Origin of the sequence: Parasphingomonas caseinilytica (genome assembly GCF_036663755.1) — a bacterium.
GTDB lineage: Bacteria > Pseudomonadota > Alphaproteobacteria > Sphingomonadales > Sphingomonadaceae > Sphingomonas.
Genome location: NZ_JAXOJL010000015.1, coordinates 15,142 through 30,621, shown reverse-complemented (window position 1 = coordinate 30,621; position 15,480 = coordinate 15,142). Strand labels below are relative to the sequence as shown.

At 60.5% G+C, this 15,480-nt stretch carries 12 protein-coding genes and 1 pseudogene; 5 read left to right on the top strand and 8 right to left on the bottom strand.

Going from position 1 to position 15,480, the window contains the following annotated elements; all coding sequences use genetic code 11:
* Window positions 1-214: 214 nt before the first annotated feature.
* Window positions 215-706, bottom strand: coding sequence for a DDE-type integrase/transposase/recombinase (locus U1738_RS19750; RefSeq protein WP_332790746.1), 492 nt, complete (start codon window positions 704-706; stop codon window positions 215-217).
* Window positions 707-1,003: 297 nt separating this feature from the next.
* Here U1738_RS19750 and U1738_RS19745 point away from each other — a divergent pair, with 297 nt between their 5' ends.
* Entirely contained in the window at window positions 1,004-1,336 is a 333-nt protein-coding gene (locus U1738_RS19745; protein WP_332790745.1) for a hypothetical protein, read from the top strand.
* 81 nt (window positions 1,337-1,417) lie between these two features.
* Here the strand turns inward: U1738_RS19745 and U1738_RS20355 are convergent.
* Window positions 1,418-1,962: pseudogene (locus U1738_RS20355) on the bottom strand (IS6 family transposase); the annotation flags it as partial.
* Window positions 1,963-2,149: 187 nt separating this feature from the next.
* Here U1738_RS20355 and U1738_RS19735 point away from each other — a divergent pair.
* Entirely contained in the window at window positions 2,150-3,070 is a 921-nt protein-coding gene (locus tag U1738_RS19735) for a hypothetical protein (protein WP_332790744.1), read from the top strand.
* 549 nt (window positions 3,071-3,619) lie between these two features.
* Here the strand turns inward: U1738_RS19735 and U1738_RS19730 are convergent.
* The 6 genes from U1738_RS19730 to U1738_RS19705 form a co-directional block, all read right to left on the bottom strand.
* Entirely contained in the window at window positions 3,620-4,336 is a 717-nt protein-coding gene (locus tag U1738_RS19730; RefSeq protein WP_332790743.1) for an IS6 family transposase, read from the bottom strand.
* Between the two features lie 79 nt (window positions 4,337-4,415).
* Window positions 4,416-5,540: a cupin domain-containing protein gene (locus U1738_RS19725; protein ID WP_332790742.1), complete on the bottom strand. Its 1,125-nt coding sequence runs from the start codon at window positions 5,538-5,540 to the stop codon at window positions 4,416-4,418.
* 144 nt (window positions 5,541-5,684) lie between these two features.
* Window positions 5,685-6,122 (bottom strand): acyl-CoA thioesterase, encoded by a 438-nt coding sequence (locus U1738_RS19720; protein ID WP_332790741.1) that lies wholly within the window; start codon window positions 6,120-6,122, stop codon window positions 5,685-5,687.
* Between the two features lie 7 nt (window positions 6,123-6,129).
* The gene (locus tag U1738_RS19715; protein ID WP_332790740.1) at window positions 6,130-6,528 is read right to left on the bottom strand and encodes a nuclear transport factor 2 family protein; all 399 of its coding nucleotides are present in this window, start codon (window positions 6,526-6,528) and stop codon (window positions 6,130-6,132) included.
* Between the two features lie 78 nt (window positions 6,529-6,606).
* Complete coding sequence (locus U1738_RS19710) at window positions 6,607-8,997, bottom strand: TonB-dependent receptor (protein WP_332790739.1); 2,391 nt, start codon at window positions 8,995-8,997, stop codon at window positions 6,607-6,609.
* Window positions 8,998-9,219: 222 nt separating this feature from the next.
* Window positions 9,220-10,200 (bottom strand): LysR family transcriptional regulator, encoded by a 981-nt coding sequence (locus U1738_RS19705; protein WP_332790738.1) that lies wholly within the window; start codon window positions 10,198-10,200, stop codon window positions 9,220-9,222.
* Between the two features lie 172 nt (window positions 10,201-10,372).
* On the opposite strand from U1738_RS19705, the gene U1738_RS19700 reads away from it, so the two are divergent.
* Genes U1738_RS19700 through U1738_RS19690 form a run of 3 tightly spaced genes read left to right on the top strand, consistent with a single transcriptional unit; the run spans window position 10,373 to window position 15,475 of the window.
* Window positions 10,373-11,221, top strand: coding sequence for a fumarylacetoacetate hydrolase family protein (locus U1738_RS19700; RefSeq protein ID WP_332790737.1), 849 nt, complete (start codon window positions 10,373-10,375; stop codon window positions 11,219-11,221).
* A gap of 7 nt (window positions 11,222-11,228) precedes the next feature.
* Window positions 11,229-14,717, top strand: coding sequence for an indolepyruvate ferredoxin oxidoreductase family protein (locus tag U1738_RS19695; RefSeq protein ID WP_332790736.1), 3,489 nt, complete (start codon window positions 11,229-11,231; stop codon window positions 14,715-14,717).
* The gene (locus tag U1738_RS19690) at window positions 14,714-15,475 is read left to right on the top strand and encodes a citryl-CoA lyase (protein ID WP_332790735.1); all 762 of its coding nucleotides are present in this window, start codon (window positions 14,714-14,716) and stop codon (window positions 15,473-15,475) included. Before U1738_RS19695 ends, U1738_RS19690 begins: the two co-directional genes overlap by 4 nt.
* The last annotated feature ends 5 nt before the right edge of the window (window positions 15,476-15,480 follow it).

The following is a 15,480-nucleotide window of genomic DNA, read 5'->3' as shown; positions in this document are numbered from 1 at the left end:
TACGGCTCCAGCCGCGCCATCTGCTCGTCCGTCAGCCAATATAGGTCGCTCATGCCCAGTCTCCTCGCAGAGCCTGAATCAGATCGCGACGCTTACATCAATGGGTCCTGACCCTAGGGTTGTCACGACCGACGAAGTATTAATGCCAAGGGTGCTGTCAGTTTGATGCGAACCGCTCTCCACTCGAAGCAAGGCGGTCTTTGAATGCCGCGGCCTAGCTCGCGATTTTGCTCCACTCAGCCAGTGCGGCTGCGCAGCGTTCCTTGTAGATCTGGCGATCGACGCGAAGGAGTTCGAGATTAAAGTGATTGTGGACGTTGGCGTGTACTCTGGCGAACTTCTGTAACGTTTTCATTTGCCGGAACCGGAGCATCGCCCGCTCCCGCGGCGCTACGTCCTTGCCACGGGTCTTGATGATATAACTTTCGAGAATTTCACCCTCGTGATCGAGCGCCCGCCAGAGGTGAACCATCTTCCCATTCAACTTCACGTATATCTCGTCGAGATGCCACCGCCAGTGTCGAAAACCTCGCATTGCGCTCACACGCTGCCGACGGATGTCGCCGGCGAAAATTTGGCCGAACCTGTTCCACCACATCCGCACAGCCTCATGGCAGATGTCGATCCCACGTTCGAACAACAGGTCCTCCACGTTTCGCAACGATAGCGAAAAGCAGACATACATCACCACCACCAGGCGGATCACCTCGAGCGATGAATTGAAATATCAGAATGGACTGGCAGGCTGGCGGGGGCAAGGCATCTTCTCGGCCTAGAACCCCTTTCCTAATGACCGGCACATTTCGTCTGTCAGAGGCGAATCTGACCCATAATGCCATTACACTTAGTCGTAGATAATGCACCATCAAGCCCGGGATCAAACAACTAGCATTTTTTAATACACATGTAGGAAACCGTAGGTCATAGATCCTCTTCTCTGGTGGGAATGAAGCGAGCGCCTCCCTCCTCGCTCCCGTTCCTGCAGGGCAACAGGTGATCGCTTATGCGTCTGGCTAAAAACTTTGTTGCGGCGGTTGCACTAGCAGGGATTGGGGTCGCGCCCGCTTCTGCGAATACCTATCGTTCAAATCAACACGTCAACTGGACACAGATCGATAGTCGACCCTGCCTATTCTTCAACCTCCGGGGTGTTTCGGAGGCTGACCCGGTCCTACCTGGCGAGGAATGGTTCGCCGTCCCGACTTCGAACCCGAACTACACAACGTTCGCCAGCATCATCCTGTCCGCGAAGCTTAGCAATCAGCCGGTCAGCATCTCGACAGATGGCACGATCAGCTGCGGCTACGCCACGGCTGTCGCTATCTCGCTGAATTAGCTGTGCTTACCAATTTGAGCTGCTGCCGGCTTTGTAGACACCGAGATAATGTGTTTTCGAAATCAGAGAGTACAGTGCAATGTATGGCAGGTGGCTGTTCTCCGCCCCGTTGTTAGCGCAGCGCCCGATCTTTCCGCTCTCGGAATTAGCGAGTTCGTTCATCGCCGCGCCGTAGCTGCGCAGGCCATCGGTGGTGATCTTTTCCGGCGACCCATGTCGCTTCAGCGCCTTCTTCATGAAACGCAGCGCTGCATTCTTATCGCGGGTCTTGGTGATGTAACTCTCGAGGACTCCCCTTCGTGATCGACCGCTCGCCAGAGGTAAACCATCTCGCCGTTGAGTTTCACGTACATCTCGTCGAGATGCCATTGCCAATGGCGAAACCCTCGCATGCGTGACACGCGCTGGCGACGGATGTCACCCGCGAACATCGGGCCGAACCTGTTCCACCAGTGCCGAACGGTTTCGTGACAGATGTCGATTCCACGCTCAAACAGCAGGTCTTCCAAATTCCGCAATGACAGCGGAAAACGGACGTACATCATCACGACTAGCCGGATCACCTCGGGTGACGAATTGAAACGCAGGAACGGGCTAGGAGGCTTTGCTCGGGATTTGCGGCTCATCCGCTCCAGATATCATACCAAGCGCCGACTGCCGCGTTGGTCTGACAATGCCGGCTGGCAGGCTTGCGGGGGCGAGGCATGCTAACGGCCCTACCCCGCCCGGCCTAACGACTGGTGCATTTAGTCTGACAGAGCCGTGCATTTCGTCTGACATAGCCCTATAGACCCGCGCAAGGGGCGAAAAAGCATGTCAACATCCGGGCGGTATTTTCGGACGATCAAGTCGGCATATCATAAAGATTCGCTTGGAGACACAGGGCGCTTGTCCTTTGCCACCGTGCTGAAAGAGGGTCTTTCTCTCGCCCTCGTAACGGTGCTCCTATACCTCACCGCGGGCGCCTACTCGTTCGGCTACCAAGATCAATTCGGGTTCACCTACCTATCGCTTGGCGTCGAAGACCTTGTTGTAACCAGCCGTCCAATGATGATTCAATTCGTGCTATCAGTACTCAGCGTGACCTTAGCTTGGGCCATTTTCCGAGGCTTGGTACGGCGATACGCTCCTTCACTCGTCGGGACGATGTATTTACTTTTACCTATCACCTTGGTTGTCGCACTCCTTATTTCTAGCATTAATTTGCAAGATTTCAGTCGCCTAGATCATCAAACATTTTGGATGTTGTTCGGCTATTATAGTTTTGAGATCCTCCGGCTTGCGATTATCCGTGGATATCCTATCCCGATGCGCCAGCTTGCAGATCATCTTGCCCAACTTCGGATAATCCAGATGGGTACTGGCGCGTTTTTATTTCTACTCTTGGCGTTCGATCTTGGAGTTGTAGATGCGATCAAACAGCAAAGCTTTGATTTTTGCCCACGGAAGGACAATGCGGACTGGGTAGTGGTTCAACTAGCGGGCGATATCATCGTGTGCGCTGAAGCAGACATCGGGAATAAGCTGATCTACCGTCGATTCCATTATTTAAAAATTAAGGATGGGCCAGACAGCATCATTTTGGAAAACAAAGGCTTTGCGCCGCGCTGCATCGGTATGCCTAAAAATCTGCATGACTGGAATATTTTCGAACGCTCACATTGCGGCTCCAATCGCGGACAGCCCAAACGGCCGTCCGACCCACGCAATTCGCAAGGCAAGACATCGATATAATATTTCATTCAGCATCGGGGATCGGCTGCCGGCTGTATGATTTTCCCTCTAGAGAACCCTATTGCAACCGGTCGGCTAAGCTCCCTATAATCCACCCCGTGACCATATGCACCCTTCACGTCGCTTGCAAAGAAAGCTGGCTCAAGAATGCTATTCAAGCGTTCTCTTGTCATGTCCCGCCTAATTATATTAGTTGGCGGCCGTTTGCGGATCGAATCGAAATTTACATTAACAGTGATGAACCCGCATTAGGGGCCGAGGTGAAATTGTTTAACGGCACTGGCGGCGCAAGGAAGTAGTTACCATAGCGCAAAGATCTTTCATACTTATGTTAGAGTTTGGACTCGTTGATTAAGGCCAGAAGATGGCGGTTGCGACGAGGGCGATGGCTGAGAAGGGTGTTGTCAGTCTAATGCGAACCGCTTTCCACACGATGCAGTTCGTTCTTTGAGCGCGACCGCCTAGCTCGTAACGATGCTCCACTCGGTGCTGTCAGTCTAACGCGAACCGCTCTCCACACGATGCAATCCGGGCCTTAAGCGCAGCCGCCTAACTTACGAGAAACTGCCACTCCGTAAGGGCGGCGGAGCGTCGGTCCTTGTAGGTCTGGCGGTCAACGAGGTGACGTTCAAGATTGAAGTGGTTGTGGACGTTGGCATGGACCGAAGCGAACTTCTGCAGGGTCTTCATTCGCCTGAAACGCAGCATCGCGCGCTCCCTTCGACGGAACGACAGGTGGCTGTTCTCAACCCGGTTGTTGGCCCAGCGTCCAACCTCCTGCTTATCGGTATTGCCCAGTTCCTTCATTGCAGCACCGTACGAGCGTAATCCGTCGGTGGTGATCGTCTCGGGCCTGCCGTGACGCTTCAGCGCCTTCTTGATGGAGGTGAGCGCTGCATCCTTGTCCCTGGTCTTGGTGATGTAGCTCTCGAGGATCTCGCCCTCGTGATCTACGGCCCGCCAGAGATACACCATCTCGCCGTTCAGTTTCACGTACATCTCGTCGAGGTGCCAGTGCCATTGGCGAAAGCCGCGCATGCGCGACACGCGCTGCCGGCGGATGTCGCCCGCGAACATCGGGCCGAACCTGTTCCACCACATGCGCACCGTCTCGTGGCAGATATCGATCCCGCGCTCGAATAGCAGATCCTCGACATTGCGCAGCGACAGCGGAAAACGGACGTACATCATCACTACCAGACGGATCACCTCGGGTGATGAGTTGAAGTAGCGAAACGGGCTGGCAGGCTTGCGTGGTCGGGGCATGCCAATTGCCTACCCCGCCCCGCCTAACGATTGGTGCATTTGGTCTGACAGAGCCCGCAAGCGCGACGCGTCGACGTGCTCAATCTCCGGTCTGGCGAGGCCCAACGTACCCGGTTTGGCCCTCCTCCGACCCGAGCGTCAAAATCGGTCCCTCCATATCTTCCTGCCAGATCAGTGACTCGATCCCCAATTGGAAGGGATGGTCCTGTACTGTAAGCACCGAAGCACCGGTAAAACCGTGAGCGTGTTCGCCCCAGCTTGGCGCGGACAGCATAAGATCGCCCGCCTCCCACTCGATGTGCTGGCCATCGACCATGCTTTCGCCGACTCCTTCGAAATGGTAGTTCACCGCGAATGAGCTGTGCTTGTGTCCACGGGGCGGGAGAGGCACCCGAATGCCAGCCGGCGAGCGGCTGAGCGCCGCAAAGAAGCTGTGGGTAGTACCCTGAGCCTTGCCGGTCACGGGGTTTACCAAAAGGAGAAGGCCGCGCTTTCCATCCCCCCTCTCTCGACTGAGATGCGGCGAGGTCTCGCTCCATGGCCAGACCAGCGGCTTGTTCTCGTCAACCTCGATATCCGTGAAGAACTCATAACCGCGCAATCGTGCGCCATCGAGAAGGATTGGAATGTCTGGCGCGGTCTTTGCGGTGTAGCGTTGCTCAACTTCGCTGCGCTCCGAAAGGGGCGGCCTCGGCACGGAGACCCTGTCATCCGAGTAGTAGCTGCCAAGGCGCTGCAGTAGCGGTGCGTTGGAATAGCTCAACCATACCAGCGGCTCCTCACCGTCGTTGCGGTATAATCGTTTCAGCATCGAGGGGACCGAGCCGACTGTCCATTTCGAGAGGTTCAGCGTTCTCGCTCCAATGACGGCGCTGCCGTCTCCGCGCAGGACGAATTCGACCCGGCTCGCATTGTCTCGAAAGAGCTCGACCTCCTCGCCAGGGCGGACGACATTGATTGAGATCGACAGGCCTGGTGCTACCGCGGGACCGGTTTTTATTGAGTGGGGATGGACGATCTCGGATGCGCGACGCGCGTTCGGCCTGCGGTCGAGGTCGGCGAGACGGGCGATCTCGGCCTCGATCTCGGCGCGGGCCACGATCATGGCCGGCCATGGTTGAGGATAGGAAGGAGCCACCTCGCCGGGCAGTTCATGAAACGGGGGCGCCTGCTTCGTCGGCTGGCGGTCGAGCACGGTTGCCATATTTACTCTCCTGTCCTGTCGTCAACGACTCGCGGTCCGGCACAGTCGTTCGCGGCTTACTTCTATCTTACCCTCTGAGACGTCCGTGCAAAAGCAAGCGAGTGGGACAAGTGCCTTGCGAAATCGGAACAACTGCTTGGCCGGTCAGCCAGGATCCAGCAAGGCGGCGCGAAGAGCATCGCTCGCCCGCACCGACTTGCGACTCTTGGCCCCGAACAGGACGCACACCGCCTGCGCCGATGCGAAGCAAATGCCGTCCGCGAAAATCGCCTGGTGTATTTCGAGTGAGCTGCTGCCGATACGCGTTACCATGGCGCCGATCCGGACGGTCCCTGGTGCTCTCAACTCCTTGTGGAAGACCATTGTCAGGCTTGCGACGAGGAGGTCAACACCCTTGGTTTCCTCGGCAAGCTGCGGCGAAAACACTAGCGCCACCCGGCTTTCTTCGAACAGGGTAGCCATCGCGGCGTGGTTCACGTGACCGAACTGGTCCGTGTCGCGATTACGGGTGCGCATCTCCAGCCAGGTCGGGAATTGATCCGACGTCGGTGCGTCGACGCGGGCGCGTTGGTCGGCGTTCACGACGCGCTCAGCCTTGGGCACCAAAGGCGGGCGCGAACGCGCGGTGGGCGAAGCGCCATCCCGCCGCAGTGCGCGTCAGCCGATCGGTCGCTCTGAAGACTCCGTGGAGGTGGTAAGGTTTGTCCGCCATCTGAGCATAGGCGGCGATCGTATAACGCACGGTGGCGACATCCGCGCCGTCGGCGTCGACCACCATGTTCAGGGACAGGTGTTGCGTTTCCAAATCGGCGGGCCGCCTAGCCATTGCGGCGCGGACCTCATCGGGCCCCACCAACCGCTCGCCGCCGCGTTCCCAGACGCCGTCCGCTGCGAACCCTTCGGCAAGTGTCTCGTAGTCACGTTCGTCGAGCGCACGCAAACAGCGCACCACGAAATCCCGACACTGCTCTTCGGCTTTGACGTCCATAAGTGCCTTACTCCGCTCATCAATCTATATCAGTGTTGTCAGGTCAGATTCATTAGGCCGCTTCGTGCGGCAGGTCGCTTACATGTCTACGCTCAGACGCATGCCGACTTGAGCTCCGCGAGAGAGATAGGTGTTAAAACCACCTCGGATAAGCGGCGCAGCAACGCTGTATTCCTTGTATTTCTCATTGGTGATGTTGCGACCGAACAGGGACAACGTCCACAAGCCCTGACGGGGCTTGAGATCAAGATGGGCGTCGAGGGTGAACAGACCCTTCTGATTGCCCAGCGGATCGTTATTAGTCGATGTGTTGTACCGCGAGCGATACAATATGTTCCAGCCGCCCAGCAGACGGAAGTCGGACACAGGCAGCTCATAACGAACGCCAAATGAACCGGAATACTTCGAGTTGAACGGCGTCGGCGCGCCCGACAGATCTTGGCTGCAGGGCACGGCGGCAGCGGGCGGCAGCGGAGTCTGCCCGACCGTACAAGGCGCGTTCGGAAAGCTCAAATATTTGGCGTTCTGGAAATTTGCCGTACCATCGATGCTGAGGCCCGTCACCGGCCGGGCGTGCGCCTCGAACTCGACGCCTCGAGTTCGCGCCCTGCCCACATTGGTGACGAACAGAACGGTGCCGACGAAGGCCGAGGTCTGCAGGTCGGTGAAAGTTGTGGTGTATGCGGTAAGCGCGTATTCGAGCTTACCATTAAGGACCAATCCCTTGATCCCACCCTCGAAAGATACCGCCTTTTCGGGCGCAAACTGCGCCTGCGCCGGAGATGCGGCTACGGCCGTCCCAGTGTAGGTGGCATCCACCCCGCCGGCCTTGTCACCCTTCACATACTTCACGAACGCCATGTTACGAGGCGCGAAATCGTACTGCGCGACGACTTGCGGCTGAAAGTGCTCTTCCCGGGTGCGTATGCCGGTGAAGGCGTGGACCGTGCCCCCAAGCACATTGCGAATCAGTGGCGTGATTGCAGGGTTGCTCGCTGCCTCGACCTGCTCCCGGGTGGTGGCGAACGAAATGTTGGGTATGAAGTTGGCGCCGAACAGCGCCTGGTCCGTCGTCTTCCGCACAACCGTGAAACGCGCGCCCGCCGAAATTCTGAGGTCGGAAGTTAAACGGTACGTGAGTTGCCCGAAAGGAGAGTAGGAGCTGGCTCGCTGGTCGTACGTTGTCACGCGCGCGAACGGGGGCACCGGCGCGCCGATCGCGCCTAGGTTCAAATTGGTGGGCACGAAGACGTGCGCATTGTTGCGCTCGAAATAGCCGCCAGCGATGAAGTCAAACGCGCCTGCTGTGCCAGCATACCGCAGTTCTTGGCTAAACTGATTATATCGTTGTCCGCTGCTCAACGTCAGCAATGGCCGCTGGAATGCGCCGGTCTCCGTATTTCCGGCGCGCACCTTACGATACGCCGTCGTGGACGTCAGCGTGCCCGATCCGACAGTCCAGTTCACGTCGCCTTGGTAGGTCTCGAAATTGATCGCGTTCTGATCGCGGGTGAAAAAGGGAGCGCCCTCATAGCTGACAGCCCGATTGTCGTCGAGAAGCGGATCCGTGAACTGCGCGGCGGGAAGCACCCCCTGCGTAATTGGCTGTGCAGTCGAGCCAAGCTGTTGCGTGCGGTTCACTTCAACCTTTAACAGGATCTCCACTGCGGATACCGGCTCAATCCGCAGGATCGCTCTTCCTCCGAAGTTGCGGTAGGTTGGCTCGTCCTCGTTCGTCAGTGTGTTGTGGATCCAACCCTTGGCGAGCCGTTGATATATTCCCGACACCCGGAGGCTGACATTCTCGGCGATGGGCAGCGTGAGGCCGCCCTGCGTCAGCACCTCGCGGGCATTGAATTCGTACGCCACGGACCCGTCCGCCTCGAACGTTGCCCCGGGCTTGCGCGTCGAGATGTTGATGGCGCCAGCGGTCGAGCTGTTACCGTACAGGAGGACCTGCGGACCCTTGAGTACCTCCAGTCGTTCGAGGTCGTAGAGCGGGTAGCGACCATCGAAGTCACGGCCATAGGAAACATTGTCAACGAACTTGCCTACCGCTTGTTCGAATGAGAAGCTGCCCGTTGTGCCGAAGCCGCGCACGAACGTGATGGGCTGAAGCGCCGCGAGCGACAGCGTCAGATTGGGCACTACCGCCACCAGATCGGTCATCCTCGCAATGTTGCTCTGCGCCAACTGGTCACCAGACAGCGCAGCGACAGATATCGGGACATTGCGCAGCAGCTCCGAGCGCTTCTGCGCCGTAACAACGATGTCTAGCCCTGGAGCCGCATCGGTATCCGCATCGGGGACGCTGGAGGCTGGTGCAGCCGCTCCTGCCGTGACATCCTGCGCGTCGCCTGCCCGGATCTGCGCGATTGCGGGACAAGCGGTCAACGCGGTTGTGCTTGCACCGACCATCGCCAGCGCCCGTAGGCCTAATCGCGATGGTTTGCTTAAAGTCTCGAGCATCTGAACCCCTCTCCCCCGGGAATGCCGCCCTATCTTGAAACCCGGATCTTTCCGGTGTCTGCTGGCGGAGTCAGTCTCATGACCGTCGAACGACGCGGGAACAATCAGTGCTCTGGCACAAGTCTTGTGCCGGATTTCGAAGTGTATCGCTGATGCCGGCTTTCAGGAGGTAGCTGCTTCCGAGCCTCGGAGGTCAGCAGCGACCACGTTTGGTGACTTACACTATTTTGCCCAGGCGGGCGGTTCGCGAAACTCAGATCGCAGATGGTCGATGAACGCCCGCGTCTTGAGCGCGAGGTTGCGACGCTCAGGATACACAGCGTAAATGTTACTCTCAACGACGCGCGTTTCGGGGAACAATTCGACGAGCTCGCCACGAGCTATGTGTTCCTCAATGAGGAAACGCGACAGGTGCCCAACCCCCAGTCCAGCCACCACGGCGCGCGCGATCATCTCAATGTTGTCGGCAGATACTCCGCCTGACACGACAACGTGTTCGGTGCGCCCGTCAACCATGCGAAACGGCCAGCTTGCCGACTGCTGTATGCTCTTCACGACGACGCAGTCGTGTCGGTGAAGATCGACCGGAGTCGCGGGGGTCCCACGTCGCTCAAGATATTCTGGCGAGGCGCAATATAGCCGCATATTCGGAGCGAGCTTTAGCGCTATGAGGCTTGGGTCAAGGCCACTGCTGATCCGGATGGCCACATCGGTGCCGGACCCGACTAGGTCTTGGCTCGCAGGAGTGAGCGTCAGGTCGAGCATCACCTTCGGGAACCTCTGCTTGAACCGGAAAAAGACCGGCGCGAGGACATGCGTAGCCAACGTCGTCGGAGCAGACACCCGGAGCAGTCCCTGCGGCTCCGACTTGTACTCGCCCACCTCTATCTCGGCCTCATCCACCTCGTGAAGAATCGACTGGCACCGCTTGTAGAAGCGCGTACCGAGCTCGGTAATCGACAGCGTTTTCGTGGATCGCGCTACGAGCTGGCAGGAAAGCTGTTGTTCAAGCGCGGCAATATGCTTGGAGACCGTGGATGGCACCACGTTTAGCCGCCGACCAGCTGCTGTGAAACTCTTCAATTCAACCACGGCTACAAAAGCCCGGAGCAGCGCGAGGTTGTCGAGTAGAAAGGGCGAACGTTCCCCGTCATGCCGCTGGTGTGAACTGCCTAAGGCATCCGGGCTGTTGGTCTTTTCCATTTCGGCAACAATCTACTGCTTCTCGCAGCGGTTTTCAAATGATGCCGCACGAGGCACTGTCTCGAGGTTAATCCGTGCCAAGGCTTGATCGATCGATCGCCGGGATCCCGTCCTGACGTCGTGACAGACGTCGGGACTGGAGCCAGACACAAGAACAGTGGGAGAGAGTTCCGTGAAGTTAGTCAGTTTCGGATACGATGGTCGGCTTGGCTTCGGGGTGCTGACCGACGACCGCATCGCCGATCTGAGCGGCCGCTGGCCGTCGCTGAAGGTAGCGATCGCCGATGGAGCTACGCCAGAGCTACTGCGCGCCGCCGCGGCGGAGGCGCCGACGCTGGCGTTAGCCGACGTCGAGCTCGACCTGCCGGTGCCCGATGCCGAGCGCTTCGTCTGCGCCGGATTGAACTTCCGCGCCCATGCGCTGGAGGGAGGGCACCAGGATGCGCCCAAGAACCCTTCCGTCTTCCTGCGATCTGCCAGCACCTTCGTCCCGCACGGGCGTCCCATCCTAAAACCGGACTGGTCCGACGCGTTCGACTACGAATGCGAGTTCGCGGTCATTATCGGTCGCGGCGGCCGGCACATCGCGCCCGAGGACGCGATGGAGCACGTTTTCGGCTACACCCTGCTGATGGACGGATCGATGCGCGACGTGCAATTCGAACACTCGCTGGTGGCCGGCAAGAACTTCTACCAGAGCGGTTCGATCGGCCCGTGGATCGTGACCGCCGACGAGGTCGAGGATCCCACCGCGCTGCAGCTGATGGGGCGCGTTAACGGAGAGCAGCGCCAGTCCGCGCCCATCTCCGAGTTGATCTTCGACATCCCGACGCTCATCTCGTATTGGAGCCGCGTCGACGCGCTGTCGCCTGGCGACCTGATCTCCGTCGGCACACCGTCCGGCGTCGGTTTCGCGATGACTCCGAAAAGCTTCCTAAAGCCCGGCGACGTAGTGGAAACCGAGGTGCCAGGCATCGGCGTCCTCAGCAACCCGGTCGCCGCCGACCAACCGGGCGGCTGATCCAGCCATGACGGACGTTGCGAGCTTCGACAAGACGGTGACGCTGGCGGACAAATACGTCCGCAGCGAGGGTCGCGTGTTTCTGTCCGGAACACAGGCGCTTGTGCGCCTGCCGCTGCTCCAGCGCGCGCGGGACAAGGCTCATGGGCTCAACACAGGCGGCTTTATCTCGGGCTATCGCGGTTCGCCGCTCGCCAACTACGACACGGCGTTGTGGGCCGCCAAGAAGGAGCTTGATGCCAACGGCATCGTTTTCCAGCCGGGGCTGAACGAGGAGCTGGCCGCGACGTCGGTATGGGGCACCCAGCAGGTGGCCCTCCGTCCTGAGGCCACCGTCGATGGCGTGTTCGCGATCTGGTACGGCAAGGGGCCGGGCGTCGATCGCTCTATGGACGCGCTGAAGCACGCCAACGCCGCAGGCACGTCGTCGCTGGGCGGCGTGCTCGCGATATTCGGTGACGACCACGGCGCGCAGTCATCGACGATGCTTCATCAGAGCGAGCAGCTCATGGAGGCGGCGTTCATCCCGGTGCTCAACCCGGCTGACGTGGAGGAGCACGTCACCTTCGGGCTGCACGGCTTCGCTCTATCCCGTTTCGCCGGCTGCTGGGTGGGACTGAAGGCGACGACCGAGGTAGTGGAGAGCTCGGCCTCGATCGATGCGAGCGAGGTTCCGCTGCCGGTCATCCCTAGCGACTTCACGCTACCTCCGGGCGGTCTAGGCATCCGCTGGCCGGACACGGCCGTGGCGCAGGAACGTCGGATGCTCGGCGATCGCATGGCGGCGATAGCCGCGTTTGCGCGCGCCAACCGGATCGATCGTCAGGAGCTGGAGCATGGCCCCGCCCGGCTCGGGATTGCCACGACGGGCAAGGCCTATGGCGACGTGCGCCAGGCGCTCGCTGAGCTTGGGATAGGCAACAAGGAGGCGACCGCGCTCGGCCTGCGGCTTTACAAGTTTGGCATGACTTGGCCGATTGAGGTCGAAGGACTTCGCCGCTTCGCGGACGGTCTGGAAGAAGTGTTCGTCGTCGAGGAGAAGCGCGCGTTCCTCGAACCGCAGATCCTGTCCGCGCTGCGGGGCGTTGAGGGTGCACCGCGCGTGGTAGGCAAAACAGTCGCCGACGACGCGCCGCTGTTGCCGAGCCACGGCGAGCTGACGCCGGCGATCGTGGCGGCGGCACTAGTCACGCGGCTGCGGACCCTGGGAGCGGACGTGAGCGTACTCGAACCTCGCCTGAACGCGTTGCGCGACGCGGCAGCGCCGGTGCTGCCGATCGCCTTGGCTCGGACACCATTTTTCTGTTCGGGCTGTCCACACAGCAGCTCGACCAAATTGCCCGAGGGAAGCCGCGCCTTGGCTGGCACCGGCTGCCATTCGATGTCGATGTACATCCCCGATCGGAACGCGGCATTCTTGACCCAGATGGGCGGAGAGGGCGTGAACTGGATCGGCCAGGCGCCGTTCGTGTCAGAGAAACACGTTTTCGTTAATTTGGGCGACGGCACGTTCTCGCACAGCGGCCTGCTCGCGATTCGCGCCGCTGCCGCGTCAGGGGTGAACGCGACCTACAAGATCCTCTACAACGACGCGGTCGCGATGACGGGTGGCCAGGAGAATGACGCCCATCTAACCGTGCAGCGCATCGCCATGTCGGTAAAGGCCGAGGGCGCTAAACGCGTCGTGGTGCTGTCCGAACGTCCCGAACGGTTCAACGCGGGCGACATGCCCAGCGGCGTCGAACTTCTGGAACGCGGCGAGCTTGAACGGATACAGCGCGAATTGCGCGAACTACCCGGGCTGACGGTTCTCATCTTCGACCAGGTCTGCGCGGCGGAGAAGCGCCGCCGACGCAAGCGCAAACAGTACCCCGCCGCGCCAAAACGCGTGTTCATCAATGACGCGGTGTGTGAGGCGTGCGGCGACTGTTCAGTCCAGTCGAACTGCATCTCAGTCGCGCCTGTTGAGACGCCGCTCGGACGCAAGCGCGCAATCGACCAGTCGAGCTGCAACGCAGACTATTCCTGCGTGAAGGGCTTCTGTCCCAGCTTCGTGACCGTCGAAGGCGCGGTGCCGCGTAAGGAAAAGGCCAGCGCGGATCATCTCGACGCGGAGATCGCCCGCCTCCCCCAGCCGACACTTCCCGCGCTCGAGCGGCCATACAATTTGCTGACTACCGGCGTCGGGGGGACCGGCGTCATCACGGTGGGCGCGATCCTGGGGATGGCCGCGCACCTTGAGGGCAAGGCGGTTACCACGCTCGACTTTACGGGACTGGCGCAAAAGAATGGGGCGGTCGCGAGCCACATCCGAATAGCGCGCGATCCCGCCGAACTCGGCCCGACCCGAATGATTGAGGGGAGCGCCGATGTCGTGCTCGCTTGCGATGTGGTGGTCGCGGCGAGCGCGCCCGCGCTGTCGCGTATGGGACGCACGCGGACGCGCGTGGTCGCAAACACCCACGTGCAGCCGCCAGGCGCATTCGTACTCGACACTAGCATCGACCTCAGCAGCGCTCCTGCGCTAGCCGCCATCAGACGCGCCGTCGGCGACTGCATTGATATCATCGACGGTTCCCGCATCGCTGTGAAGGTCATGGGCGACACCATCTACGCCAACCTCTTCATGCTCGGCCTGGCCTGGCAGAAGGGGCTTGTTCCGATCGGCCTACCTGCGCTCAGCCGCGCGATTGAATTGAACGGCGCAGCCGTCCACGCCAACAAGCGCGCATTCGCGCTGGGTCGGTTGGCGGCGGTCAGACCGGAGTCGTTCGATTTCGCGACCGATGACGCCCGAGCCGTCCGCGTGCCGGCGCTCTCCACCGACGAGTTGATCAGGGACCGGCACGCTCGACTGGCCGATTATCAGAACGAAGCATACGCCGCCCGCTTCGATCGCCTCGTCGGTGCCGTGGCCACCGCCGAACGACGGCTTGGGGGCGAGCACGGGCTGACTGCGGCGGTCGCGCGTAACTTCTACAGACTGATGGCCTACAAGGATGAGTATGAAGTCGCCCGGCTCTACACCGACGGAACCTTCCAGCGTAAGCTAGACGAGGCGCTCGAGGGTGGCGGCCGTCGCGAGATACACCTCTCCCCGCCGCTGTTCGCCCGATGCGATCCGGTAACGGGCCACCCCCGCAAGGTAGCATTCGGTCCCTGGATATTCATCGCCTTCGGCGTCCTATCGAAACTCAAGGGCCTGCGCGGCACCCCGTTCGACCCGTTCGGCTACACCGCCGAGCGGCGGCGCGAACGTGCGCTGATCGACCAATACGAGAGCGACATGCTTCACACCATCCAGCAACTCACGATCGGAAACACGAGTGCAGCGCTCGCACTCGCCGAGCTGCCGGACGGCATCCGGGGCTTTGGTCACGTCAAGGACCGAAACATGGACGCGGCTAATTCAACACGCGTCGCGCTGCTGGCCACCCTCGACGCTCCGGCGAGGCAGCCGACTGCGGCGGACATTCGCGAGGAGGAAATCGCATGACGAGCGGTATAACAACGGCGATCGCGGCGGCGCGGGCCGAAGGGGTGACGATCAGAGGGCTCGACCTGGTCGACGACATCATCGGCAGGCTCGGCTTCACCGAGATGACCTACTTCCTGTGTGCGGGCGTGCTCCCCACCCCCGCGCAGACGCGGGTGCTCGACGCGTGCCTCGTCACATTGATGGAGCATGGGTGGACGCCGTCGTCCATCATCGCGCGCGTTATGGCAGACAGCGTGCCCGAGGATTCGCAAGTGGCGATTGCCGCCGGGCTGCTGTCGCTCGGACCAATCTACGCAGGCACCTCGGAGGCCTGCGCGAAGCTGCTTCAGAAAGGTGTGGATTCGCCCGATCCCGACCTGTTCTGCATCGAGACGGTACGCGAGCTCAGAGGCCGTCGCGCATCGGTCCCCGGCTTTGGCCATCCGCTTCACAAGCCCGACGATCCGCGCACCGCCAGGCTTCTGGCGGTCGCAGAGGAGGTCGGCGTCTCGGGCCGTTACGTGGACCTCCTCCAGCGGCTCGGTCGCGCGGTGGACGCTACGTTCGGAAAGCACATCACGATCAACGCAACCGGTGCGATCGGCGCGCTACTGCTCGAGATTGGACTCGAGCCGGGGGTTATGCGCGGCCTCGCCGTCGTGTCGCGCGCGAGTGGCCTGATCGGCCATGTCGTCGAGGAGCACCGGACCCACGCCGCGCGCGCGCTCTGGTCGTACGCTGAGCACGAAATGCCTTACGAAGCCGATCCGGCCTGAACCTG

Excerpts from the sequence above, each read along its gene's own strand:
- U1738_RS19705 (WP_332790738.1), bottom strand. The coding sequence starts at position 10,200 with ATGGAAAAGACCAACAGCCCGGATGCCTTAGGCAGTTCACACCAGCGG.
- U1738_RS19710 (WP_332790739.1), bottom strand. The coding sequence starts at position 8,997 with ATGCTCGAGACTTTAAGCAAACCATCGCGATTAGGCCTACGGGCGCTG.
- U1738_RS19690 (WP_332790735.1), top strand. The coding sequence starts at position 14,714 with ATGACGAGCGGTATAACAACGGCGATCGCGGCGGCGCGGGCCGAAGGG.
- U1738_RS19730 (WP_332790743.1), bottom strand. The coding sequence starts at position 4,336 with ATGCCCCGACCACGCAAGCCTGCCAGCCCGTTTCGCTACTTCAACTCA.
- U1738_RS19725 (WP_332790742.1), bottom strand. The coding sequence starts at position 5,540 with ATGGCAACCGTGCTCGACCGCCAGCCGACGAAGCAGGCGCCCCCGTTT.
- U1738_RS19745 (WP_332790745.1), top strand. The coding sequence starts at position 1,004 with ATGCGTCTGGCTAAAAACTTTGTTGCGGCGGTTGCACTAGCAGGGATT.
- U1738_RS19735 (WP_332790744.1), top strand. The coding sequence starts at position 2,150 with ATGTCAACATCCGGGCGGTATTTTCGGACGATCAAGTCGGCATATCAT.
- U1738_RS19715 (WP_332790740.1), bottom strand. The coding sequence starts at position 6,528 with ATGGACGTCAAAGCCGAAGAGCAGTGTCGGGATTTCGTGGTGCGCTGT.
- U1738_RS19695 (WP_332790736.1), top strand. The coding sequence starts at position 11,229 with ATGACGGACGTTGCGAGCTTCGACAAGACGGTGACGCTGGCGGACAAA.